At 51.3% G+C, this 23,615-nt stretch carries 17 protein-coding genes; 9 read left to right on the top strand and 8 right to left on the bottom strand.

Going from position 1 to position 23,615, the window contains the following annotated elements; genetic code table 11:
* Positions 1-62: 62 nt before the first annotated feature.
* Positions 63-767 (bottom strand): GNAT family N-acetyltransferase, encoded by a 705-nt coding sequence (locus tag E6P06_RS10240; RefSeq protein WP_139935198.1) that lies wholly within the window; start codon positions 765-767, stop codon positions 63-65.
* 142 nt (positions 768-909) lie between these two features.
* Between E6P06_RS10240 and E6P06_RS10235 the strand changes: the two genes are divergently transcribed.
* Both E6P06_RS10235 and E6P06_RS10230 read left to right on the top strand, forming a co-directional pair.
* The gene (locus tag E6P06_RS10235) at positions 910-2,028 is read left to right on the top strand and encodes a YbdK family carboxylate-amine ligase (protein WP_139935197.1); all 1,119 of its coding nucleotides are present in this window, start codon (positions 910-912) and stop codon (positions 2,026-2,028) included.
* Between the two features lie 67 nt (positions 2,029-2,095).
* A complete protein-coding gene (locus E6P06_RS10230) occupies positions 2,096-2,344 on the top strand; it encodes a DUF1158 domain-containing protein (RefSeq protein ID WP_003835669.1) in 249 nt (82 codons plus the stop codon).
* A gap of 21 nt (positions 2,345-2,365) precedes the next feature.
* Here E6P06_RS10230 and E6P06_RS10225 read toward each other — a convergent pair whose 3' ends face one another.
* Both E6P06_RS10225 and E6P06_RS10220 read right to left on the bottom strand, forming a co-directional pair.
* Positions 2,366-2,707 (bottom strand): RamA family antibiotic efflux transcriptional regulator, encoded by a 342-nt coding sequence (locus E6P06_RS10225; RefSeq protein WP_003021996.1) that lies wholly within the window; start codon positions 2,705-2,707, stop codon positions 2,366-2,368.
* A gap of 17 nt (positions 2,708-2,724) precedes the next feature.
* On the bottom strand, positions 2,725-3,837 hold the full coding sequence (locus E6P06_RS10220; RefSeq protein WP_003835671.1) for an MBL fold metallo-hydrolase: 1,113 nt from the start codon (positions 3,835-3,837) through the stop codon (positions 2,725-2,727).
* A gap of 189 nt (positions 3,838-4,026) precedes the next feature.
* On the opposite strand from E6P06_RS10220, the gene E6P06_RS10215 reads away from it, so the two are divergent.
* The 4 genes from E6P06_RS10215 to E6P06_RS10200 all read left to right on the top strand — a co-directional run bounded on the left by E6P06_RS10215 (position 4,027) and on the right by E6P06_RS10200 (position 7,058).
* On the top strand, positions 4,027-4,608 hold the full coding sequence (locus E6P06_RS10215) for a TetR/AcrR family transcriptional regulator (protein WP_003835677.1): 582 nt from the start codon (positions 4,027-4,029) through the stop codon (positions 4,606-4,608).
* The gene (locus E6P06_RS10210; RefSeq protein ID WP_088902619.1) at positions 4,608-4,976 is read left to right on the top strand and encodes an MmcQ/YjbR family DNA-binding protein; all 369 of its coding nucleotides are present in this window, start codon (positions 4,608-4,610) and stop codon (positions 4,974-4,976) included. The genes E6P06_RS10215 and E6P06_RS10210 overlap by 1 nt, the downstream gene beginning before the upstream one ends.
* A 119-nt stretch (positions 4,977-5,095) precedes the next feature.
* A complete protein-coding gene (nfsB, locus tag E6P06_RS10205) occupies positions 5,096-5,749 on the top strand; it encodes an oxygen-insensitive NAD(P)H nitroreductase (protein WP_139935196.1) in 654 nt (217 codons plus the stop codon).
* A 64-nt stretch (positions 5,750-5,813) separates the two neighbouring features.
* Positions 5,814-7,058 carry a mechanosensitive ion channel family protein gene (locus E6P06_RS10200; protein WP_003835682.1) on the top strand — a complete coding sequence of 415 codons (1,245 nt, stop codon included), beginning with the start codon at positions 5,814-5,816 and terminating at the stop codon, positions 7,056-7,058.
* Positions 7,059-7,112: 54 nt separating this feature from the next.
* On the opposite strand, the gene pheP is transcribed toward E6P06_RS10200, so the two are convergent.
* Positions 7,113-8,507: a phenylalanine transporter gene (pheP, locus tag E6P06_RS10195; protein ID WP_139935195.1), complete on the bottom strand. Its 1,395-nt coding sequence runs from the start codon at positions 8,505-8,507 to the stop codon at positions 7,113-7,115.
* Between the two features lie 246 nt (positions 8,508-8,753).
* Between pheP and E6P06_RS10190 the strand changes: the two genes are divergently transcribed.
* A complete protein-coding gene (locus tag E6P06_RS10190) occupies positions 8,754-9,929 on the top strand; it encodes a DnaJ family molecular chaperone (protein WP_003021972.1) in 1,176 nt (391 codons plus the stop codon).
* 17 nt (positions 9,930-9,946) lie between these two features.
* Here E6P06_RS10190 and E6P06_RS27635 read toward each other — a convergent pair whose 3' ends face one another.
* On the bottom strand, positions 9,947-10,117 hold the full coding sequence (locus E6P06_RS27635; RefSeq protein ID WP_156182975.1) for a hypothetical protein: 171 nt from the start codon (positions 10,115-10,117) through the stop codon (positions 9,947-9,949).
* Between the two features lie 428 nt (positions 10,118-10,545).
* On the opposite strand from E6P06_RS27635, the gene E6P06_RS10185 reads away from it, so the two are divergent.
* Together E6P06_RS10185 and E6P06_RS10180 are read left to right on the top strand one after the other, a co-directional pair.
* Positions 10,546-11,124: a LuxR C-terminal-related transcriptional regulator gene (locus tag E6P06_RS10185; protein ID WP_139935194.1), complete on the top strand. Its 579-nt coding sequence runs from the start codon at positions 10,546-10,548 to the stop codon at positions 11,122-11,124.
* Between the two features lie 196 nt (positions 11,125-11,320).
* On the top strand, positions 11,321-20,659 hold the full coding sequence (locus tag E6P06_RS10180) for an autotransporter outer membrane beta-barrel domain-containing protein (protein ID WP_139935193.1): 9,339 nt from the start codon (positions 11,321-11,323) through the stop codon (positions 20,657-20,659).
* 152 nt (positions 20,660-20,811) lie between these two features.
* Here the strand turns inward: E6P06_RS10180 and E6P06_RS10175 are convergent, their stop codons facing one another.
* The 3 genes from E6P06_RS10175 to E6P06_RS10165 all read right to left on the bottom strand — a co-directional run bounded on the left by E6P06_RS10175 (position 20,812) and on the right by E6P06_RS10165 (position 23,612).
* Positions 20,812-21,579 (bottom strand): bifunctional diguanylate cyclase/phosphodiesterase, encoded by a 768-nt coding sequence (locus E6P06_RS10175; protein WP_032948757.1) that lies wholly within the window; start codon positions 21,577-21,579, stop codon positions 20,812-20,814.
* A 124-nt stretch (positions 21,580-21,703) separates the two neighbouring features.
* Positions 21,704-22,911 (bottom strand): IS3 family transposase gene (locus E6P06_RS10170; RefSeq protein WP_089617520.1). Its coding sequence is split into 2 segments (ribosomal slippage): positions 21,704-22,590 and positions 22,590-22,911, totalling 1,209 coding nucleotides; the frame shifts between segments, so codons are not numbered across the junction.
* A gap of 119 nt (positions 22,912-23,030) precedes the next feature.
* Positions 23,031-23,612: a helix-turn-helix transcriptional regulator gene (locus tag E6P06_RS10165; RefSeq protein ID WP_210420670.1), complete on the bottom strand. Its 582-nt coding sequence runs from the start codon at positions 23,610-23,612 to the stop codon at positions 23,031-23,033.
* Between the last annotated feature and the right edge of the window lie 3 nt (positions 23,613-23,615).

The following is a 23,615-nucleotide window of genomic DNA, read 5'->3' as shown; positions in this document are numbered from 1 at the left end:
GGAACATTATGAAACTGAACATCTCTACCGAGAGTCCAATGTTAGAATACCGAGTAAAAGAGTTATACCTGCTGAAACGCCGCCAGCGATCGACGTTGCCGCCCGTTTTTATCAAAGTTGTCGACAGCCAGCCAGCGCTGTAACACGGCGTCACACCGGGGCCATTCGCCGTCAATCATCGATAACCAGTCGCTGTCGCGATTGCGACCCTTGCGCACAATCTTCTGGCGAAAGCGTCCTTCGAAGATAAACCCAAGGCGTTCCGCCGCCCGTCGAGAAGCAGTGTTCAGAGAATCGCATTTCCACTCCACGCGACGATAACCCAACGCAAACGCCTGGCGCAGCAACAGCCAGATGCTTTCGGTGCCAAGTACCGTATTTTTCATGCGCGGTGACCAGGTCACATGTCCAATTTCGACTGAACCGTGCTCGCGTTCGATCGCCATAAAGCACACCAGTCCGACGGCACGTCCGGAACGCTGTTCAATGACGGCATAGGGAACCAAAGAGGCATCCGTGGATTTCCCCTGGACCCAGCACGCTGCGGCCTCAACACTCGTGGGCCGGGAGCTTGCAAGCCAGGTCCAGTCGCGATCGTCCGGTGCCTGCGCGTAGGCATCAAACAGATCGGCAGCATGGCTGTCGGCATCCAGAGGAACCAGTCGACAATATTGCCCTGCAAGTTCTTCCCGCGGCAGTACGGCGGCCCCCTTCCAGTCCGGCACAATATCGCCGACGGTCTGCCCATAAAGATTTATTTCCGGCACGATTCAACCCCAGTTGCGAAGTAAAAAATAGTTATAACACCAGCTATTTCACCTTCAAAGCGTCACCAGGGAATATCTGACAACGAACAGAAAATCAGCCGCCCTTCTATACTGATTAAAAATCAACGCTGAAGAGAGTCTTATGCCACTTCCCGATTTTCATGTTTCTGACCCTTTCACGTTAGGCATTGAACTGGAAATGCAGGTGGTCAATCCTCCAGGCTACGACCTGAGCCAGGATTCTTCCCGGCTGATTGACGCCGTAAAGCCGCTGCTTACCGCCGGAGAAGTCAAGCACGATATCACGGAAAGTATGCTGGAGATGGCGACCGGAGTTTGTCGCAATATCGACCAGGCGAGTGCTGAATTATCCGCCATGCAGCAGATAATCACGCGGGTTGCTGCAGAGCAGCACCTCGCCATTTGTGGCGGGGGTACGCATCCATTTCAAAAATGGCAACGTCAGGAAGTCTGCGATGACGAACGCTATCGGCGTAACCTGGAAAATTTCGGTTATCTCATTCAGCAGGCGACGGTATTCGGTCAGCATGTGCATATCGGCTGCGCAAACGGCGATGATGCCATTTACCTGCTGCACGGCCTGTCGCGATTTGTTCCGCATTTTATTGCGCTCTCTGCCGCTTCACCTTATATGCAGACGTCCGACACGCGGTTTGCCTGCGCGCGACTGAATATATTCTCCGGATTTCCCGATAATGGCCCGATGCCATGGGTGAATAACTGGCAAGAATTCGAGGGGCTATTCCGTCGACTGGCTTACACCAGCATGATTGATAGTATTAAAGATTTACACTGGGATATCCGTCCCAGCCCGCACTTTGGCACGGTAGAGGTTCGGGTAATGGATACGCCACTGACCCTTGATCATGCGGTCAATATGGCAGGGCTTATTCAGGCTACCGCCCACTGGTTACTCACCAAACGGCCGTTCAAGCACCAGGAGCGTGATTACCTGTTGTATAAATTCAATCGTTTTCAGGCCTGTCGCTTTGGTATGGCGGGAATCATCACCGACGTCAATACCGGCGACGGTTGTCGCTTGTCAGATGACACATTGCGACTACTGGAGAATGTTGCGGTCTCTGCGGATAAAGTGGGCGCGGCCAGCGCGATTGAAGCTATACACCTGCAGGTTAAAAATGATCATGATGAAGCACAAAACATGCGTGACTTCGTCGCCGAAGGCGGGTCACTGAGTGGTCTGGTGAAAAAACATTGTGAGATTTGGACCGGGCTTTGAGCGTGGGAATTTGCGTTGCCCGCAGAGATCCCGGACAATGGCTTTTTAACTCGAGTTTAACAATACCATGAAACACCCGCTTGAATCACTGATGACCGCCGCCGGGATCCTGTTGCTGGCATTTTTGTCCTGTCTGCTGCTGCCCGCCCCCTCAGTTGGCCTGGTACTGGCGCAAAAATTCGTGGCCACCTTTCATTTGATGGATCTCAACCAGTTTTATACTTTGCTGTTTTGTCTATGGTTTTTACTGCTGGGGGTGATTGAGTATTTCGTTTTGCGCTTCATATGGCGGCGCTGGTTCTCGCTGGCGGATTAGGCCCGCGAGAACCCTTAGCTGTTAATGCGTTCGGCTATGATTTTCTTTGCGATAAGCGCCCGGCGGCTGGCTGAACGTACGGGTGAAAATACGCGTAAAGGTCTGCTGCGAATCGAATCCGTATTTCAAACAGATGTCGTACACTTTCTGGTCGGTATCGCGTAGATCGCGCGCGGCCAGTAGCAGCTTGCGTTCCCGAATGTAACGCCCGAGGCTTTCGCCTTTATACTGCATAAAAAGACGCTGCAGGTGCCATTTTGAATATCCCGCATGGCGTGCAATATCATCAATGCGCAATGGTTGATTCAAATTATCATCAATCCATTCAACAATCGTATCAATTACCTGAGCAGAAATCGTCATCATGCTCTCCCCTGTATTCATTGAGTCACCTGTTGCCACCAGGCCGTAAACAGTTGGTCCGGTGCGGACAGTATTACCGGTTCACCCAGCATTGGCGTCAGCAATCGGTAATCGTAACGACGGCTGGCAAGCGCCAGTCGTTTGTAAGGATCATCCCAGGTATGTTTCGCCAGAACGAAACGACCTGCATGCCCTGGTAGAACGGCTTTCGCATGCAGATCGACCGCAGCCTGTGCCGTCTCTTCCGGCATCATGTGAATAAACTTCCAGTCATGGTCATACTGGCCGTTCTCCATAATCGCCAAATCAACCGAGCCAAACTGCTCGCCGATGGCTTTAAAATGCGGTCCATAGCCGGAATCACCGCTGTAATAAACGTTCTGCTCCGGCGTTTCAAACATGAAACTCGCCCATAGCGTCTGATTGCGCTTGATGCCTCTCCCCGAAAAATGACGGGCTGGCAACGCATGAACGATCAGCGAATCCGTTACTCTGATGGATTGATTCCAGTCCATCTCGTCGATTATCTCGCCGCGCATTCCCCAATAACGTAGATGTGACCCTACGCCAAGCGGCGTAATCACCCGCTTAATTTTCGGCATTAACGCCTTGATCGTAGCGAGATCCAGATGGTCATAGTGATCGTGCGAGATAATGAGCAGATCGATCTCCGGCATCGTCTGTGCGGACCACGGATAATCACCGGCAAAGGCTTTGTTCAGGAATGAAAGCGGTGCGGCATAGTTGCTAAACACGGGATCGATCAGGATACGTTGACCCGCCAGCTGCAAATACCACGAAGAGTGACCCAGCCAGACAAGCGTGTCCTGCTCTGGAGATAACCCGGCGAGATCGGTCGCCACCAATGGCAACGGATGTGCTGGCCGCGCATTTTCGCGCTTAGCGACCAAAAACTCCCACCAGGCAGCCAGCATACTTTTGTTGCCGGTATAGCCCGGTGTTGGTACCTGGTTATGAAACTGTCCATCACGATAGTGCGGTGACTGTTCAACCTGACTCAGCTGTGCCCCTTTCGGTGCCTGACCAAACCCGGCATTGAGTAAAAACGGTAAACTTGCAGCTGCGCCAATGAGCATAATAACAACCACACAAACTGTGAGACGCTTCATATCCTGACCTTAAACACGCCCCCTTTCCGCTGGTTTGCGTGACTGACTCTTGATTATGAGTGAGTAAGCACTCATTATAGAAATCGAAAGTTCGCCGTCAAGATGATTTTCAATCTTTGACATTCACCGTTGCGGTGCTGCAAAGGCCGTGATTCAATCATGCTTTTTACAACTTAAGGGTAAAGTGTAGTGGCTCGTCCGAAGAGTGAAGACAAAAAATTGGCATTACTGGAAGCTGCAACCACAGCATTTGCACAATCAGGTATTGCGGCGTCTACCGCCGTAATCGCCCGCAATGCAGGTGTTGCGGAGGGAACGTTGTTTCGCTATTTCGCGACCAAAGATGATTTGATCAACGAGCTTTACCTCTTTTTAAAGCACGATCTCTGTCAGTCGATGATGGCAAATCTGGATCGCTCAGTGACCGATGCCAAAACCATGACTCACTATATCTGGAACAGCTACATTAGCTGGGGCCTGAACCATACCTGTGGGCATCGCACGATTCGCCAGTTAGCCGTTAGCGAGAAAATCAGCAAAGAAACAGAACAGCAGGCCGACGATATGTTCCCGGAACTGCGCGATCTTTGTCATCGCTCCGTGCGACCTGAGTTTATGTCTGACGAATATCGCGCATTCGGCGATGGCCTTTTTCTCTCTTTGGCGGAAACCACCATGGAGTTCGCAGCCCGCGACTCTGCCCGGGCCAAGGAATACATATCGATGGGATTTGAAGCGATGTGGCGCGCACTAACCCGCGAGGAACAATAATGGACGGCCAGACACTGCATACCTGTGCGAAACGCCTTGCGCTCGAACTGCCTTTTACCGAACACTGCTGGCCATTCGGCCCGGAATACGATGTATTCAAGGTTGGCGGAAAAATTTTTATGCTGGTCTCAGAGCTACGCGGACGCCCGCTGGTTAACCTGAAATCAGACCCGCAAAAATCACTGTTAAACCAGCAGATTTACCCCAGCATTGAACCCGGCTATCACATGAATAAAAAGCACTGGATCTCGGTCTATCCGGGCGACGACATTACCGAGTCATTACTGGCAGAGCTGGTGAATGATTCCTGGCACCGCGTCGTTGACGGCTTGCCGAAGCGGGATCAAAAACGCCTGCGTCCAGACTGATTTATCGTTAACCCCGATAAGTGTTTTTGCATTTTCCTGTCTTATCTTTTTCCTGCTAACCCTGTACCCTGCTGAAACAAAACGTACCCGCAGGGTATAAAAAACCACCAGGAGTAGTTATGGATATTGTTTCTGTCGCCTTAAAACGTTACTCCACTAAGGCATTCGATCCGACTAAAAAACTGACCGCTGAGCAGGCCGAAAAATTAAAAACGCTGCTGCAGTTTAGCCCATCCAGCACCAACTCTCAGCCATGGCATTTTATCGTTGCCAGTACTGATGAAGGTAAAGCGCGTGTGGCCAAATCCGCAGCCGGCGGCTTTGTGTTCAACGAACGTAAAATGCTGGATGCTTCCCACGTAGTAGTGTTCTGCGCCAAAACGGCGATGGACGACGCGTGGCTGGAGCGCGTGGTGGATCAGGAAGAGAGCGATGGCCGCTTCGCCACCCCTGAAGCTAAAGCTGCAAACCACAAAGGTCGTACCTTCTTTGCTGATATGCATCGCAAAGAACTGAAAGATGACAACCACTGGATGGCAAAACAGGTGTACCTGAACGTTGGTAACTTCCTGCTGGGCGTTGCAGCAATGGGTCTGGATGCAGTGCCGATCGAAGGCTTTGATGCGGCGGTGATGGATGTAGAGTTTGGTCTGAAAGAAAAAGGTTTCACCAGCGTAGTGGTGGTCCCGGTGGGTCATCACAGCGTAGAAGATTTCAACGCCGCGCTGCCGAAATCCCGCCTGCCGCTGGAAACAACGCTGACAGAAGTCTAATCCCCGCATTTGCATAAGCTCCACACAGCGGTCATCATAGACCGCTGTTTATTAAGGAGACGTTATGCAGGAATTGATATCTCAGGTAGAAGAACTCGGCATTGAAATAAATCACACCACTTCGCTGGTGATGATTTTTGGCATTATTTTTATCACCGCCATTATTGTTCACGTTATTTTGCACTGGGTGGTATTACGCGCATTTGAAAAACGCGCCAGCACCAGTTCCCGTCTGTGGTTGCAAATTATCACGCAGAACAAATTATTCCACCGCCTGGCGTTTACGCTGCAAGGTATCATCGTCAATATACAGGCCACACTCTGGCTACAAAAAGGCAGTGAAGCGGCCGATATATTAGTGACTTGCGCACAGCTGTGGATCATGATGTACGCCCTGCTGTCCCTGTTTTCTCTGCTGGACGTTATTCTTAACCTGTCACAAAAGCTCCCAGCCGCATCCCAATTACCCTTAAAAGGTATATTTCAGGGTATCAAACTGATCGCCGCCATCCTGGTCGGGATCCTGATGATTTCCCTGCTGATAGGTCAATCGCCGGCAATACTGATAAGCGGCCTGGGTGCCATGGCAGCCGTGCTAATGCTGGTATTTAAAGACCCGATACTCGGTCTGGTGGCCGGAATACAGCTCTCGGCCAACGACATGCTTAAGCTTGGCGACTGGCTGGAAATGCCGAAATACGGTGCAGACGGTGCTGTTATCGATATTGGTTTAACCACCGTCAAAGTGCGCAACTGGGATAACACCATCACCACGATCCCCACCTGGTCACTGGTATCAGACTCTTTTAAAAACTGGAGCGGAATGTCGGCTTCAGGCGGTCGGAGAATTAAACGCAGCATCAGCATTGATGCCACCAGCATCCATTTTCTTGATGAGGATGAGCGTCAGCGACTGCATAAAGCACACCTGCTGAAACCGTATTTGACCACGCGTCACCAGGAAATCGACGCGTGGAATCAGCAATTAGATGCGCCTGAATCGGTATTGAATCACCGCCAAATGACCAATATTGGCACCTTCCGCGCTTATCTGAACGAATATTTGCGTCATCACCCGCGTATTCGCAAAGATATGACGTTAATGGTGCGCCAGCTTGCGCCAGACGATCACGGATTACCAATCGAAATTTATGCTTTTACCAATACGGTGGTCTGGCTGGAATATGAAAGTATTCAGGCTGATATCTTCGACCATATCTTTGCCGTGGTCGAAGAGTTTGGCCTGCGCATTCATCAGTCGCCTACCGGAAACGATATTCGCGCACTGTCTGGCGCATTTCAGCGTTAATCTGCAGAATAGATAAATCACCGATCTCATCACCAGGATGAGATCGGTAGAAACTTAGCGGGACTTACGACGCAGCAGTTTGAAGGCCACAAACAAGAAAATGATCCACACTGGCAGCAGGATAGCTGACAGGCGCATCTCATCCATCGTACACATCAGCACCAGGATCATGCCAAGGAAAGCAATACACAGGTAGTTCCCTGCTGGATACAGCAGCGCTTTAAACTGTGTGTCACGTCCCTTGCGACGCATCGCCGCCCGGAATCGCAGATGTGCCAGGCAGATCATAATCCAGTTCAGCAGCAGCGTCGCGACCACCAGCGCCATCAGCAGGCTAAAGGCCTTTTGCGGCAGCACATAGTTGATCAGTACCACCAGCGACGTAATAGCACCGGAAAGGATCAGTGAATTCGCCGGTACGCCGCGACGGCTGACGCGGGTTAAGAACTTCGGCGCGTTCCCCTGAACCGAGAGACCAAATAGCATACGACTGTTAGAGTAGACGCCACTGTTATACACCGACAGCGAAGCCACCAGGATGACAAAGTTCAGCGCAGAAGCCACCACGTTGCTATCAAGATTATGGAAAATCATCACAAACGGGCTGCTGTTGGATTTCACTTCCACCCACGGGTATAGCGCCAACAGCACCACCAGAGAACCGATGTAAAACAGCAGAATACGGTACACCACCTGGTTTACCGCCTTTGGAATGCTTTTCTGCGGATCCTGCGCTTCCGCGGCGGTAATCCCGATAAGCTCCAGCCCGCCAAAGGAGAACATAATCACTGCCAGCGACAGAATTAATCCGTTCCAACCGGTAGCAAAAAAGCCGTTGTAACGCCACAGGTTATCGATGCTTGCATGTTCCCCGCCGTTACCGGAAAACAGCATCCACACACCAAAACCTATCATGCCGATAATGGCCAGCACTTTAATCAGTGCGAACCAGAATTCCGTTTCGCCATACAGACGTACGTTGACCAGATTGACGGCGTTGATGATCACGAAGAATGCCGCGGCCCAAATCCAGGTCGGGACATCGGGCAGCCAGTACTGCATGTAGATCCCGGCCGCTGTCAGTTCCGCCATACCGACCAGCACAAACATCACCCAGTAGTTCCAACCGGACAGAAAACCCGCGAACGGTCCCCAGTATTTATAGGCAAAGTGGGCAAAGGATCCGGAAACGGGTTCTTCCACTACCATTTCGCCCAGTTGACGCATAATCAAAAAAGCGATGATCCCGGCCACACCGTAACCCAGTAACACCGCAGGTCCCGCCATCTGAATAGCCGGGCCAATGCCCAAAAACAGGCCCGTACCAATTGCACCGCCCAGTGCAATTAACTGAATATGGCGGTTTTGCAACCCTCGTTGAAGCGTCGGCTCATTTGTTGACGCGGCATCAGACACGCTGGTGTCAGATGCAGTTGACGCGTTTTTCACGCCCTTCCCCTGTGTCGTTTTTATTGAAGGGGCTTCTTTTAACATTTCAACCTGGTTGTCGCAAGGCGCAATAAGGACCGGCCGTGCCTGTAGCATTGCGTTTGTTCATAATTACGGTGAATTATTCTGGACGAAAAGGCATGACAGGCCACAGAATGCGCTTTACTGTTTTTCTAACATTTTCAAACGGGTGAACCAGCTGTGTTTCAGCCACTCGTTTTTTAGCCAGGCCAGGCAACGACTGTCATGAATAAGATCATCAAACGACTGGAAATCGTCAAAAGCGCTATTGAACTGGAAGATGAGGAGATTATTTTCCAGCAGGTGGCGCATCTTAAAAATGAGCCGTTATCCGTCGTGCCAGGCACCATTGTGCAGGCGATCGAAGAACGACGCTTTAGTGATGCCCTGCGTGAAATCTCGGCCTGGCTGCAATCTCAACGGGCAGTCTCTACGTGGCAGGATCCAGCCATTGCCGCCAGTAAGCTGGAACTCAAAGCGCTCGAAACACAGCTGCGTGACCTGATCGATAAGCGCAACACGCGCATTCAAATCCTCGATGATTTCAACGATCTGTATCACCTCCGTCTTGGACCGCTGATGAGCCGCATTCTCGAACTGCGTAAACAGCTCGCCGCCAGCGCCCAGCGCAAACAGGAAGCGGAGCGAAAACGCCGGGAAAAAGACTATCAATCCTGCCAGCACTATATTTCCCAGGCTGTTGATCAACTGGCAAGGCTCAAGCAGCACTGGATGAACCAGAATTCAGATTCGCGCGAATCGGTGGAAACACGCCAACGTATTCAGCAACAAACGGAACTGATTACCGCCCTTCTGGCGGAGATTCGTGAGTTGGAAAACGACTTTTCTCGCCAGGACGACAGCGCAACCCGTCAGGCACAGGAAGAGGCCAGCCATGAATATGATGAATATCAGGAGCAGCAGCAGGATGCGCAGCATCGTTTTAGTCGTGACCAGCGGCTTTCCTCTGATGAACGTAATGAGCTAAAACGCCTGTGGCGTCAGGCCAGCCGTCTTTGCCACCCGGACGTGGTAGCCGATGATCTGAAAGAGAAAGCGCATCAGATGATGGTGCAGCTTAACCAGGCACGCCAAAATGCCGATCTTGCCGCCGTCCGGGCGCTACTGACTCAATTGCAAAGCGGCCTCGAACCGATGATGGCGAGTGACCGATTGAACGATTTGCAGCATTTACGCAGCAAAATACAACAGCTCAGAGAACACATTAACGCGCTGCTGAAAGAGATTACCGAACTGGAAGCGGAGAACGCCTGGCGGCTTGCCACCTCCGTGACAGATAAAGAGGCCTACTTCTCCGATCAACAACGGGCGCTTACGGAAATCCGCAATACGCTGGAACAACAGGTGCAACAGGTTGAGCAGGAGCTGTTGGCGGGCTAAGCGCTATCGCTAGCGCATTAAGACAAAATGACACCTGCAAGCCAGATTTCAACATTAGGCACAAAAAGACCAAAAAAGGATAAAGCACTAATAAATTGCTTTAACGTAGAAATATAATCTGGAATAATCCTATTTTTAGCCGATAGGTGTAAATTCGGCAATATTTCCCTCTTCTCCTGACCTTCCACCTCCTACGTCCTGGCCAGGATTAAGAATTCTCCTACCCTCAATTAATCCCATGAAGAAAAATGAGTATCTTATTGAAATTAAAGCCATTACATATAAATACCTTTTTTTAACCCTAGGAATACCCTGCCTTTATACAAACCTCCTTCTTATTATTATCCCGATCCATAAGCGAAATCTATCAATCATTTACTCAGAGCTGAAATAAACGATTTATCTTAAATTTTAACAAAGTGTAATATCCACTTTAAGGATAGTTAATGATTCTAATTAATACAGAGAATTTCTGTTTGATCTGGAATTAATAAGGATACGTTCACAGCACAGAACGTTATACGAGATTTAATTAACATTTCACGCGTCGCAAGAAACTCTTTTTTAACCTAAAAAAAGAGGCGACTGCTTGCACCAAAATTTCAAGGAGATCGTTATGTCAAAAGCTATTTTTTTGGGTGACTCAATTTACCCTTGGCTAGGCATGCGAGAAATCCTACGTGGCTCATCATTATTTATTGATATCACGTACTACTCCTCCCAGACACTTTCTGCTGTCAAAATGCTCCCTTATGAAACGGATTGCATCATCATTAATCCTGACAAATCAGATTTTTTAAAATATGCCAGGATTATCCGCAACATGGCTTTACGACCTATCACCAAAATTATTGTTTTGGCAGATGAAGCTACCTTTGCCATTTTTCAAACCGTTTGCGAGAAGAACATGCAATTTCTCGATCAAGACACCAGCCTTGATCAGCTATTACAGACCGTCACACGTATCACGCAAAACAAAAAACAACAAAGTATCAAAGAACTACACACAAAAATTACAGCTAACGAATTTAACGTAATGATGATGCTTGCCCGAGGATGGTCACTGACACAAATCGCCGGGGCATCACAAAAAAGTGAAAAAACCATCGGGGCGTACAAAAGCAATATTGCCAGAAAACTCGGCAAAAATAACACCCGGCTCAAGTACACCATTTCCCACTATAGCCAGCCGTAACTGACTTATTTAAGGACAATTATCACGGTTATTATTTAAAGAGGTTTTCTTTCGACTCGCTTTTTTAATTCCGCATCGCACGGAAGGGAACCCTATTTCCAAAATCCATTACCGGGTAGCACATCCGCGTGCCAACCATAGCCAACAACTCAACGTATTAACACATACATAACAGGAATGTAGACAAGGGTTATATATGAACAAAGTTTACAGCATTATTTGGAACGCGGCGCTCGGTATCTGGGTGGTCGTTTCTGAATTAACGAAAGGAAAGAAAAAAAGCAGCTCGCGTAAAACTGTCGCCGTACTGGCAGCTGGCGCATTAAGCGGTGCTTCATTGCTGGCTTCTGCAGCCCAGATTACCGCAACGGGTGAACACGATATTCATGAAGACTTCAAGACAGGTATTTCCGCTGGGGTTTATGAGGGTATCCACGACTACGGCTTCTTATATGAAGATAACACAACTGGTCAGGCACTGAATATCAGTGGTGCAATCCCAACATTTAGCCCGGGTCAAAGCGGCGTTGTTGAATCAACCACTATCCGGGAACTGCTGGAAAGCGGCAAAATCACCCTGCTGGCGACCAGCCCTGACCAGAGCGTAAAAACCATTACCAACTCTGAAGAACTGGCGGAATACCTGACTTACAACCAGTCGTCAACGCCTTCGCAGAGCACAGAATTTGATATCAACGATCCGGCGTTTCCCGGTGAAAAAACGACCATCAAAGTCTTTGATACCAATGAGTTAAATGGTTTTCTTACCGAAGCGCAAGTCGGCGATGCGGTATTAAACACCTTTGATGCTCAGAAATCAGAAATCTATAAGCAATTTGGTATCGCACTGGCGACAAATGGCTCCATTGCCAATCTGAATATTGGCAACGACACCCTCAATGTGCGTGACAAAGCCAATACCATTGAAATGCTGGCAAAAGATTCCTCGCTGCTGGAAGCACAAGGTACTGCAAGCCAGGTGAACTGGCAGTCAGATAACTATATAAAATTTAACGCAGCCCCGGTGATCCCTGAAAAAACGTTCACCGGTTCAGCGCAAACCTCCGTGTTTGGCGATGATGTGACGCTGATGACCTATGGCTATGACGAGGATGGTCAGGTCGTCAAAACCGGGGAGCGCACATTTACCATTACCAACACACAAGAACTGGCCGAATTCAATGACTGGCTGTTGGGCAAAAGCGACGACGCGGCACTCAACCCTGATGGTGAAAAAGTCAGCCAAATCCAGCTGTGGATAGATGCGGAGGAAGTCACAACCGTCACCGCAGCACAAACAAAGTACGCCGGGCTGATTGAAAATCTGCTCACCTCCGGTAAGCCAGCTGACATACTCAGCTGGGATTACGACGTCTGGACCGACGGTTTGTCACATACCAACAACGCGACCGCTGGCCGTGGTGAGTTACATGCCATCTACGCCAACGGCGCAGGCACCTCAGGCACCTTGAACAAAGACGCGATTATTGCCGTTGACGGCAGTATTAATGGCGTGATGAAAGCCATTAATGGTGGGGTTATCACTAACCTTGGTGAGCTGAACGCATTACGCACATCTACCGGGCAAAGCCTGGCGATTGGCATGCTGGCAAAAGACGCGACGGCAACCAACAACGGGATCATCAACTCCGGGCTGTTTATTGATAAAGACGGCAACCAAAACGTCAACAGCTATGGCGCATTTGGTATGCAGGGGCAAGGCGCCAGTCAAATCACCAACGAAGGCACCATCAACCAGGCGATCACCACCGATAACTTCGGTACCGCTTCTGCCGCCGATCCCTGGAGTAAGGACAAACCCGCTGGCGAGCTGACGCTGGCCATTGGTATGCAACTGTCTGACAATGCTCAAGGGGTCAACAACGGCGATATCAACGTCGTGGACGGGCGCAAAAACGGTGCATCCTACGGCAGCGGCATCGCCTATGGCGTAGAAGTCGCCGACAACGCCACCTTTACCAACAGCGCAGGTGCCTCTATTTATCTTGGCCGTAACGCAAGTGATCCGTCTAAAGATGTCACCATGGCAGGCGGTTCAAGTCTGAGCGCCGGGATCATGACCAAGAGCGCCAAAGAGGTGATTAACAACGGCCTTATCACGCTGGGAACCGGCGTACGTAACGCCGCGGGTATGCTGATTGGTAACGCGACCGGCAACGTCATCAATACCGGTAATATCGTGATCAATGGCGATTCCAGCGCGGGGAGTAGCAGGAACTACGGTATCACCGTGCGTGACAGCGGCGCGGAAAATAATCAGGAAATCCGCAACGACGGCAAGATTAACGTCAACGGCACCAACAACGTCGGCATCCACGTCAGCGCAACTAACAAAAATGCCGAAGCCACGACCAGCGCTTCAGGCTCTATCGTAGTTGATGGTGAAGGTAGTGTCGGTAACCGTAACTATGCCGTCTGGGCTGAAGGTGGCAAAGTTGGAAAGGCAGTGGTCAACGTCTATTCCAACATCACGCTAAACAAAGCCGGGAACATCGGCGTACACGTGCGTGATAACGCCGTCGCTAACGTCGACAGCCTGAGTAGCCCGGCATTCAACAGCACCGATCAGATTGGCTATTACCTGTATGGTCAAGGCGCGACCGCCAATATTGGTCAGGCGGTAATGAATGACAACGGGCAAGATCGCACCACCATTTTCCGTATTGCCAATGGTGCAATGCTGGCCGGTAACACCACCACTCCTGACGGTCAGGCCAGCTCTAACCTTGACCTGACCTTAAGCGGCGAACAGTCCGTTGGCGTATTAGCGACGGGCACAGGCAGTAGTGTGGATACCGGCGAAGCCACGTTCACCGTGCAGGGCACCGACTCCGCAGCGCTGCTGGTTGAAGGCGGCGCCACAGGTAACATCAGCGATAAAACCACCATCAATTTAACCGGTGAAAGAACCATTGCCGGGGTAGTGGACGGTCAGGCTCACCAGTTGAATGGCAACGCAGAAGGTAGCGCCACTCCGACCATCCTCACCTCAAACGCAAAAATCACTTCAGAAGCCAGCGGCAACAAGGTTATTGCCTATGTGGCAAGGAACCAGGGCAGCCTGATCCTCGATACCCAGGCAATTATCGATCTTGCCAGCACCGACAGCATTGGTGTTAACGTGCAACAAGGCGGGAGTTTAACCAATAACGCGACCGCTGCCTTACATGTGAGTAACGGCATTGGCGTACAAGCTTCGGGTTCGAACGCACAGATTAAAAAACTGGGTCAGATTCAAGTCGATGATGGAACCGCAGGAGTTCTGCTGACCAACGGCGCCAGCCTGAATATTACTGGTAATACTGGCGATGCCATCACCACCAATGGCACTGCTGACGGTATTCGCCTGGACACAGGGGCCGGTAAGCTGGCTGCCAAAGGGGTGATTATTAGTGCCAAAGGTACTGGCGCGGGCATTCAAAACGATGCCAACAATACCGATATCACACTCAATGATGTCACCATCAATGCCAACGACGGTCCGGGGATCCGTACCAGCGTCGCGTTAAACATGAAAGATGGCCTGAATAACATTCTGAACGTTAACGGTAAAGGTACCGGCTTCGCCTTTGAGCAGCGCAATGGTGACGCAGTGACAGGCAATCTGACCATCGGTAAAGGCTATACCGTTGAGGTGCATAACAGCGAAGGCAGCGGTATCCGCGCCAATACGGACGGTAAGGTCACCACCAATGCCGATATCAACGTCTACGACAGCGCAGGTGGTTCTGCAATCATCGCTAAAAATGTTAGCGCAATAGCCAATAGCGGAAAAATTATCTCTGCCAGCACCACCGCACCCGTTATTGATGCCAGCGGTGACAGCAATAAAAAAATCACCAATACTGGTACCCTTCAGGCTATCAACGATACGGCAGTGGCGATTCAATCTGGCAAGGGCAATGACACCATTGATATCAGCCAGGGTATCACCAGTGGCGTGATCAACACCGGTGAAGGCAAGGACACCTTTAACTGGCAAAGCGGAACCTTTGCCGGCGAGGTGAATTTCGCCGGAACCGGCGGCAACAATAAAGCCAACATCGGCAATGTGACGCTGGATAAAACGCGCCATATCACTACCGAAGCCGGCAGTGGCAACGCCCTCACCTTCACCAATACACACGGTAACAGTGCGAAAATTGGCAGTCTGAGCAGCGATAACCTGACCACCGGTACCAACATCGGCACGGGTTGGGACTCACTGACCATTAGCGGTTCAAGTGCAGATATGCGCATCGTCGATCGTCTGCAACTGGCAAGTAAAACCATTGCGGTTACCAATGGCGCAACGCTGCGTACCGGCGATCACGGCGAGTCCACCAGCACTGCCGCGACCATCGCTGACTACAATGTGACGACTCAGGGTGCAGGCAGCCGGGTCATCTTTGACACGCAGGGCGACACGACGGCTGCGCAGATCTATAACGGCGTCATCAGCGGTGATGGGAAGTTTGAACGCGCGGCAGGCGGCACCACTGTCTTTACCGCCAACAACACCTATACCGGCTCCACCACTATTGATCAAACCGGTACTCTGCAGTTGGGTGACGGCGGAAATACAGGCGGAGTCAACGCCGTGTCTGACATCATCGACAATGGCGTGCTGGCGATTAATCGGGCCGATGATGTGCTGCTTGGCGGCGTAATCTCCGGGATCGGTGCTTTACAGCAGATTGGTAACGGTATTACTCGCCTGACGGGCAATAACACCTATACCGGCGACACGACCGTCACCAGCGGTACGCTACTGGTGAAAGGTAATCAGAGTGCCGCGACGGGTGTGACCAACGTAAGCGGTACGGCGACGCTGGGGGGTAACGGGGTGATCGGCGGCGACGTGCTGATGAACGATGCCTCTACCCTCAGCGCCGGTGACGGCGGTGCGGGTACGTTATCCATTAACGGTAATCTACAGCTTGGCAGCAAAACGACCTCCGCTTTCGAACTGGGTCAAGCCTATACGCCAGGCGGCGCGCTAAACGATCTGATTAACGTCGCAGGCGATCTGCAACTGGACGGGACTCTGGACGTCACCACTTCACAGGGCGGTAACTTCGGACCGGGCGTGTACCGTATCTATAACTACGGTGGCACGCTGGATAACCAGACGCTGGAATTAGGCGCGATACCGAATAGCCAGGATAAGAGCAATATTTTTGTTCAGACCTCCATCGACAAACAGGTCAACCTGGTGAATGCCAACGGCGTTACCTTGCAGTTCTGGGACGGCGCAACCGTTAATCAGAGCCACGGCGCGTCCGGCATTGAAGGCGACAGCAAAATTGACGGTGGCGATGGCAAATGGATGGCAATCGGCAGTCAGGGTGATAACAACTGGACCACCGCAACCGGTGAAGGTAACGCCCCTTGGGCACAGAAGTCCTTCGCCGTCTTCACCACCAAAGGCGGTACCGTTACCGTGGATAACGCCGCGGGAGAAGTTAACTTCTCCGGAGCACAGTTTGATGCCGATGGCTATGTCGTTAAAGGCGATGCGCTTAACGCGTATGCCACCACGGAAAACGCGACCCACGCAGGCCAGACGCCGGGGACTGGCGAACTACTGGTGCGCGTTGGCGCTGGTGGCGCGGGGCAAAACTATACCGCGACCATTGAGTCCGTTATCCGCGAGGCCAGTACTGCTGACAAGCTGACACTGGTGAAAACCGACCTTGGCCGTCTGATCCTCAGCGGTGACAACGAGTATCGCGGCGGCACGCGCATTGATGGCGGCACGTTGCAGATCTCCTCCGACAGCAATCTCGGCCAGAGCGGAACTGACCTGGCCATCAATAACGGTTCAACGCTGCAACTGGGCGCGAACCTGACCAGCAATCGCACCATTGAGCTGGGAGCGAATGAGAATGCTGCGGTGTTTGACCTTAATTCGCACCACTTCACGCCAACCGGTGAGATTACCGGCGAGGGTAAACTGAAAGTCACCAGCAGCTCTAGTGATGCGGGCAGCACCTTGTCGCTCGACCGCGCAAACAGCTACAAAGGCGACACCGAAATTGCCGGTACCGGAAACGCCAACAATGTGACGGTCAACGTCAGCAAAACCGGAGCCTTTGGCAGTAATGAAAGCAGCACCGTGAACGTCAATAAGGGTGCGACGCTCAATGTCAGCGGGACAGATACCAGCCTGAAATCCCTGACTATGAACATCGCCGACAGCCTGTTAACGCTGGCGGATAACGTCACCGCCGCAAGCGCAATGCTGAACCTGACGGGCACGGCGAAAGCGGTGTTAACCAACAACGCCAGTGCGGGCAACGCGACGGTTAACGTGTCAAAAGACAGTACCCTGGCGCTGGAAGAAAATGCCAGCGGGGGCAATGCCACCGTGAATAACAGCGGACTGATGACCTTTGCTGACTATGCGATGGCAGAGAACACCGTCGTTAAAAACCTGGTGGGCGGTAAGGTCGATATCAGCGCAGTCGACAGCGCAACGTCTATCGGCTCGTTGTCCGGCGCGGGTAATGTCGAACTGGGCAATAAAGAACTGTCGCTGGGTAATCTGCATCTTGATGACACCATCAGCGGTATTATCAGCGGCAACGACGGCAGCCTGGTGAAAATCGGTGACGGTACGTTGACGCTGACCGGCGATAACACTTACACCGGCACCACGGACGTCAATGAAGGCGTGCTGCTGGTCAACGGTAATCAGTCTGCGGCTACCGGCCAGGTGACGGTGAAATCCGGGGCAACGCTCGGCGGTAACGGTATTATCGGCGGCGCGGTTGATGTGCTGGACGACGCGCATATTACCGCGGGTGCAGCTATCAACAGTGTGGGTAAACTGACTACCGGTTCTCTGACGCTCAGTGATAACGCCCAACTGGATTATCAGTTTGGTCAGGCTTATACCCCGGGCGGTGCCTTCAACGACTTGATTGACGTAAATGGCGATCTGACGCTCGACGGTAAGCTCAACATTGAAACCTCACCAGGCGGAAGCTTTGATGTGGGCGTTTACCGCGTCATCAACTACACTGGCACATTGACCAACAATGTGATGGATATTGCTAACGCACCGGAAGCAGCTGACAGCCTGTACGTGCAGACATCGGTGAAAAATCAGGTCAACCTGGTCAACCACGCCGGACTGACGCTGCGCTTCTGGGACGGCACCGGCGGTGAGAATGGCGAGCTGAAAAATAACGGCGTCATTAACGGCGGCGACGGTATCTGGCAATCCAGCCAGGGTAACGACAACTGGACTACCGATGAATCGACGCCAGAAGGCGCGTTGAACGCACCGTTTACCGATGCCGCATTCGCCGTCTTCCAGGGTGAAGCGGGCAACGTAACCGTCGATAACAGCAAAGGCGATGTCATCATCAGCGGCGCGCAGTTCGCCACCGATGGTTATCGTGTGGGCGGAGAAGCCATTACCACCGACACGGCAAACACCCTGATTCGTGTCGGCGATGGCACAGTAGACGGCGCCAGTTACACCGCCACTATCGACAGCGTTATCCGTGGTACCGGCGGCCTGAATAAAGGCGATCTCGGTACGCTGATTCTCACCGGCGACAATACTTACAGCGGTGGCACCACCATCACCTCAGGGACGCTGCAGGTGGCGGGTGATACCAACCTGGGTGCGGCAGATACGGGAATTACCTTTAATGGCGGTACGCTGAAGTATGGCGAAGCGTTTGATACTGCCCGTCAGGTGACGCTGGAATCCGGCGGCGGGACATTCGACACCAACGGTCATGACGTTTCTCTGCTGACGGAAGTCGAAGGTAACGGTCAACTGACCAAAACCGGTATAGGCTCCCTCACCCTGACGCTGGATAACACCTACACCGGTGGCACCACCATCGAACAAGGCGTTTTACAACTGGGTAACGGCGGTGATATTGGCAGCATTCAGGGGGATATCATTGATAACGGCGTACTCAACGTCAATCGTGGCGATACCCTGGCGCTGACCGGCAATATCAGTGGTAAAGGCCAGTTGCATCAGACCGGTAGCGGCATTACCGAGCTGCAAGGTGAAAACAGCTACAGCGGCGCTACGTTGATCGCCAACGGCGTGCTGCAAGCGGGTAATACCAACACCCTGAGTAGCGCATCACACCACTATGTAGTCGCAGACACCACGTTGAACACGCAGGGCTATAACCAGACGGTAGCGGGCCTGAGCAACGGTGGCGATGTCTCGCTCATCGGTCAGCAGACTGGCACAACCTTAACCGTCAAAGGGGATTACACCGGCGAAAAAGGGACTATCAACATGGCAGCTATCCAGAATAGTAGCGGAGCAGGCATTGCCGACCGTCTGATTATCGATGGCGGTAAAGCCAGCGGTAGCACATTGCTGGATATCGATGGTTCTGGTCTTGGCGCGCCGACCATTGGGGATGGTATCGAAGTGGTGACTGCGCTCAATGGCGCAACCACAACCGCGCAAACGTCGCGGGATGCCTTCCATCTTGCCGCCGATCGTATGGCTGCAGGTGCGTTTGAGTACCAACTACATGCGGGTAATGCTCAGGGCCAGGGTGAAAACTGGTATCTGAGAAGTGAATACCGTCCAGAAACCATGCTGTATTCTGGCCTCGCCAGCGTAGTACGTCAGGGTGATATTAGCCTGTTAGGTAACATGCACCAACGTATGGGGGACGAGGTTAAACCGGGCATTGATGAAGACAATCGCGCCTGGGCAAGAATGATTGGCTACTCCGGTAAAACCAAACTGGATGATGCTGCCGGTACGCAAACCAGCTCCCATACCATGGGTATCCAGGTCGGCGTTGATATGTATGCTAACGAAAGCTGGAAAGCCGGGATGTATACCAGCATCCTTGATATCGACAGCAATGTGAAAGGCACGAAGACAGGCAGCGATGGCAAAGGCGGTAACATCGACGACAACGCATTTTACGTCGGTGGCTATGCGACCTGGTTCTCGGGTGACGGTATGTATGTTGATAACGTCCTGCAGTACGGTAACCATAAATCCCGCCTGGCGGCGACCGGTAACAACAGCTCGTATACCGTCAGAGGCAACACGCTGACGGCGTCGACAGAGGTGGGTAAATCGTTCCGTTTAGGCGCCAGCGCATGGAGTCTGGAGCCTCAGGCTCAGTTGATCTACCAATACAGCGACTTTGATAACAGCACGCTGGATGGTGTGACCCCAACGAAAGTGAAAATGGATACCGCAGACTCCTTTACCGCGCGTCTGGGCGTGCGTCTGGTCGCTGACTATGACACCAACCATGGCAAATTCCAGCCGTACGGCAGGGTTAACGTCTGGCAGGGTCTGGGTTCAAAAGACAAAACGCACTTTAGCAATGCGGTAGCCACCACTACGCTGGAATCTTCACAGCAGTACTCCAGCACTGAAGTTGCAGCCGGCCTGTCATGGTCTATCGACAGAAACCTGCAGGTCTACGGTGAGCTGGGTACGCAATTCAGCAACGGCGGCAGTAAGTCGCAGGTCGAAGCGCCGGTCAATGCCTCTATCGGCTTTAAGAAATCGTTCTAAGCTGACATAAACTCGCCAGCCTCCTGTTCAGCAGGGGGCTTTTTTTTGCTTATAGTATTACAGGGGTGGCTGATGCGCGACGCGTATCAGGCCTACAGACTTACCAGCAACGTGGAACAATCAAGGGATTGGGAAACGTAAATACGGAAGGATTAACGATTATATTGCGCTAAGAGTGAAGGGATCTCTTGTGCCTGCACCGGGGGAGAAATGAAAAAGCCTTGAATTTTGTCACAACCAATCTGCATCAACCGGTCCAGTTGGGACTGGGTTTCCACCCCTTCGGCAAGAACTTCGATACCAAAATTATGCGCCAGTGAAATAATACCCTCAACAATCTTTGTCGATCGGGTGTCGGGTTCAATGCCAGTGACAAATTCTTTATCAATTTTTAAGGTATCAAAAGGATATTTCAACAGGTAATTAAGATTAGCATGACCGGTTCCAAAATCATCAAGCGCAAGCTTGACCCCTATCGCCTTTAATTCCGTCATATTTTTAGCCGCAATCTGACTGTCGTACAGCGGTGACGTTTCGGTGACCTCTATTTGGCATCGATGGACCGGCAATCCGGAGGTGGCAAGATTTTGTCTGACGCGTTGGGGTAACAGAGGATCGCAGAATTCAAGCGCGGAAATATTGACGGATAATACAATGGGGTCAGGCCAGGAAGTTGCAACATCCCACGGAGAGTGAGTAACCATATCTTCAATTGAAATAATATTGCCGCTATCTTCCAGTAACGTAATAAAAACATCGGGAGAGATCATACCCATCTGAGGACTATTCCAACGCATTAATGCTTCAAATCCGCTTATACACTGGGCATGTAAATTGAAAATAGGCTGATAAACCATATAAAGTTGACTGGTATTCAAAGCCTTTTCAAGCGCAGTTAGCACCTCATTGGAATTAAACATTCCCCTCTCCCTCTACAAATCATAACATTAAAAACCAGTCAAAATCACTCCCGAATTGTATCTACTATTAGGTGTATTACATCAGAATGATCTTGACCCTCCATCTCCGAACAGCTTTTGTATCTTAAGTTAACGATGTCCGCTGCCGCCGGTATTCCCTCGGGGAGTGATATCCCAGCGCGCTGTGCGGGTGGTTTTCATTGTAATGCGTGAACGCTACTGCAAGGTTTCGCAGTGCTGTTCTCACATCCGGTTTTGGCATGAACGCGATATAGTCTTCTTTCATCGTTTTCACGAACCGTTCGGCCATGCCATTACTCTGCGGGCTGCTCACCGCTGTTGTGCAGGGCTCCAGATTCAGCTCTCTCGCGAACCTCCGCGTTTCATACGCGGTATACGCTGAACCGTTATCCGTCAGCCACTGCACCGCTGTGTCGGGCAACCTGTCGCCGAAGCGCTTTTCCACCGACCTCAGCATCACATCCTGCACGGTCGAACTGTCATAGCCTCCCGTGCTTGCTGCCCAGTCTATGGCCTCACGGTCGCAGCAGTCCAGCGCGAACGTTACCCGCAGTTTTTCGCCGTTGTCGCAGCCGAACTCGAAGCCATCTGAACACCAGCGCATATCGCTTTCTGCCACCGCTATCTTGCCCTTATGTTCACGCTTCGGTCGCTCTGGTTTGTGATGCAACAACAACAGGTTATGCTCGCTCATTATCCTGTAAAGCCGTTTGGCATTCACAGGTGGCTGTCCCTCTGTGCGACGTTGCTTGCGCAGGATGCCCCACACGCGTCGATAACCATAACTCGGCATATCGCTGATAATGTTGAGGATAGCCGACAGTATTTCTGCGTCTGCTTCTTCATTACGCCGGTTACAGCGCCTGTCCTGCCAGTCGGCAGAACGGTTAATCCGCAGTGACAGTTGCGCACGCGACACGCCCATGGTCCGGCTGACCATGGCTATTCCCCGTCCTTTGGCAACAAGGGCGCGTGCGCTATCCATTTTCGCGACTGACCGTACTCCACGGCTTCTTTCAGGATCTCAACTTCCATCGTTTTCTTGCCCAGAAGGCGCTGAAGCTCCCGGACCTGCTTCAGAGCAGCAGTAAGCTCAGAAGCAGGAACGACTTCCTCTCCAGCCGCAACGGCGGTGAGGCTGCCTTCCTGATATTGCTTCTTCCACTTAAACAGCAGGCTGGGCTGGATACCATGCAGGCGGGCGACATGGGAGACATTCATACCCGGCTCCATCGTCTGCTGGATAATGGCGATCTTCTCCTGAGGAGTTTTACGTTTACGGACTTCTTGCCCTAACAGGATCCCGGTCATCTCAAAATTGGCGTTAGTGTTAGACATATATTCAAGCCTATCTCTTATCTGGAGATACAGCTACTGTCCGGTGTTTCAGGGGGCTACATCATGTATTACATCAGAAAAGAATGGTCAGGTTAGGGTAAAAAAGACATACGATGGGTAAATCTGACAATTAACTTATTTAAATCAGAGGTATTGGTCAGGCCAAGCTTGGCGACGACTCTCATCTTATGTGCCTGAATCGTTTTATAGTTCAGGCTAACTAAATCAGAAATTTCTTTGGCTGTATAACCACTTACCAGTAAGTTCAGGATCTGCTGCTCTCTTTCGGTTAATCTTTTCTGCGAACGATACAGTCGGGGGTTCCATTTCCCGACTGATAATGTCGCCAATTGACCAAAATCACGCAATGAAGATTTTTCAGTCAAAACTATTATTTTTTCGACATATAATAACTCTACGCATAATTTCGCCACCAAACTATCAGCAACAATCACCACGACGTTATTATAAAATTTGAATCGGTTTTTATTCAAAAACTGAACAATGTCCGAACACGCATGTTCATTATCGATGATATTAAAAACCATGGTTTGATGCTGGCATAATGATGACTGATGCAACATATCCTCAAACTGGAATGTTTGTATCGGTACATGTTTGCTGGTGAGGTAGGCAAACATACCATTGCCCACAAAATTATCACTGCCACACATCAA

It is taken from the genome of Citrobacter sp. CF971 (assembly GCF_006385635.1).
Taxonomy (GTDB): Bacteria; Pseudomonadota; Gammaproteobacteria; order Enterobacterales; family Enterobacteriaceae; genus Citrobacter; species Citrobacter freundii.
The sequence above is the reverse complement of the archived record's forward strand: the minus strand, read 5'-3'. Positions and strand labels throughout refer to the sequence as shown.

Bases quoted from the DNA above. Each gene is read 5' to 3' on its own strand.
- E6P06_RS10210 (WP_088902619.1), top strand. From the start codon at position 4,608: ATGGACGGCCAGACACTGCATACCTGTGCGAAACGCCTTGCGCTCGAA.
- E6P06_RS10165 (WP_210420670.1), bottom strand. From the start codon at position 23,612: ATGTGTGGCAGTGATAATTTTGTGGGCAATGGTATGTTTGCCTACCTC.
- E6P06_RS10190 (WP_003021972.1), top strand. From the start codon at position 8,754: ATGAATAAGATCATCAAACGACTGGAAATCGTCAAAAGCGCTATTGAA.
- E6P06_RS10225 (WP_003021996.1), bottom strand. From the start codon at position 2,707: ATGACGATTTCTGCTCAGGTAATTGATACGATTGTTGAATGGATTGAT.
- E6P06_RS10200 (WP_003835682.1), top strand. From the start codon at position 5,814: ATGCAGGAATTGATATCTCAGGTAGAAGAACTCGGCATTGAAATAAAT.
- E6P06_RS10220 (WP_003835671.1), bottom strand. From the start codon at position 3,837: ATGAAGCGTCTCACAGTTTGTGTGGTTGTTATTATGCTCATTGGCGCA.
- E6P06_RS10175 (WP_032948757.1), bottom strand. From the start codon at position 21,579: ATGTTTAATTCCAATGAGGTGCTAACTGCGCTTGAAAAGGCTTTGAAT.
- nfsB (WP_139935196.1), top strand. From the start codon at position 5,096: ATGGATATTGTTTCTGTCGCCTTAAAACGTTACTCCACTAAGGCATTC.
- E6P06_RS10180 (WP_139935193.1), top strand. From the start codon at position 11,321: ATGAACAAAGTTTACAGCATTATTTGGAACGCGGCGCTCGGTATCTGG.
- E6P06_RS10185 (WP_139935194.1), top strand. From the start codon at position 10,546: ATGTCAAAAGCTATTTTTTTGGGTGACTCAATTTACCCTTGGCTAGGC.
- E6P06_RS10235 (WP_139935197.1), top strand. From the start codon at position 910: ATGCCACTTCCCGATTTTCATGTTTCTGACCCTTTCACGTTAGGCATT.
- E6P06_RS10230 (WP_003835669.1), top strand. From the start codon at position 2,096: ATGAAACACCCGCTTGAATCACTGATGACCGCCGCCGGGATCCTGTTG.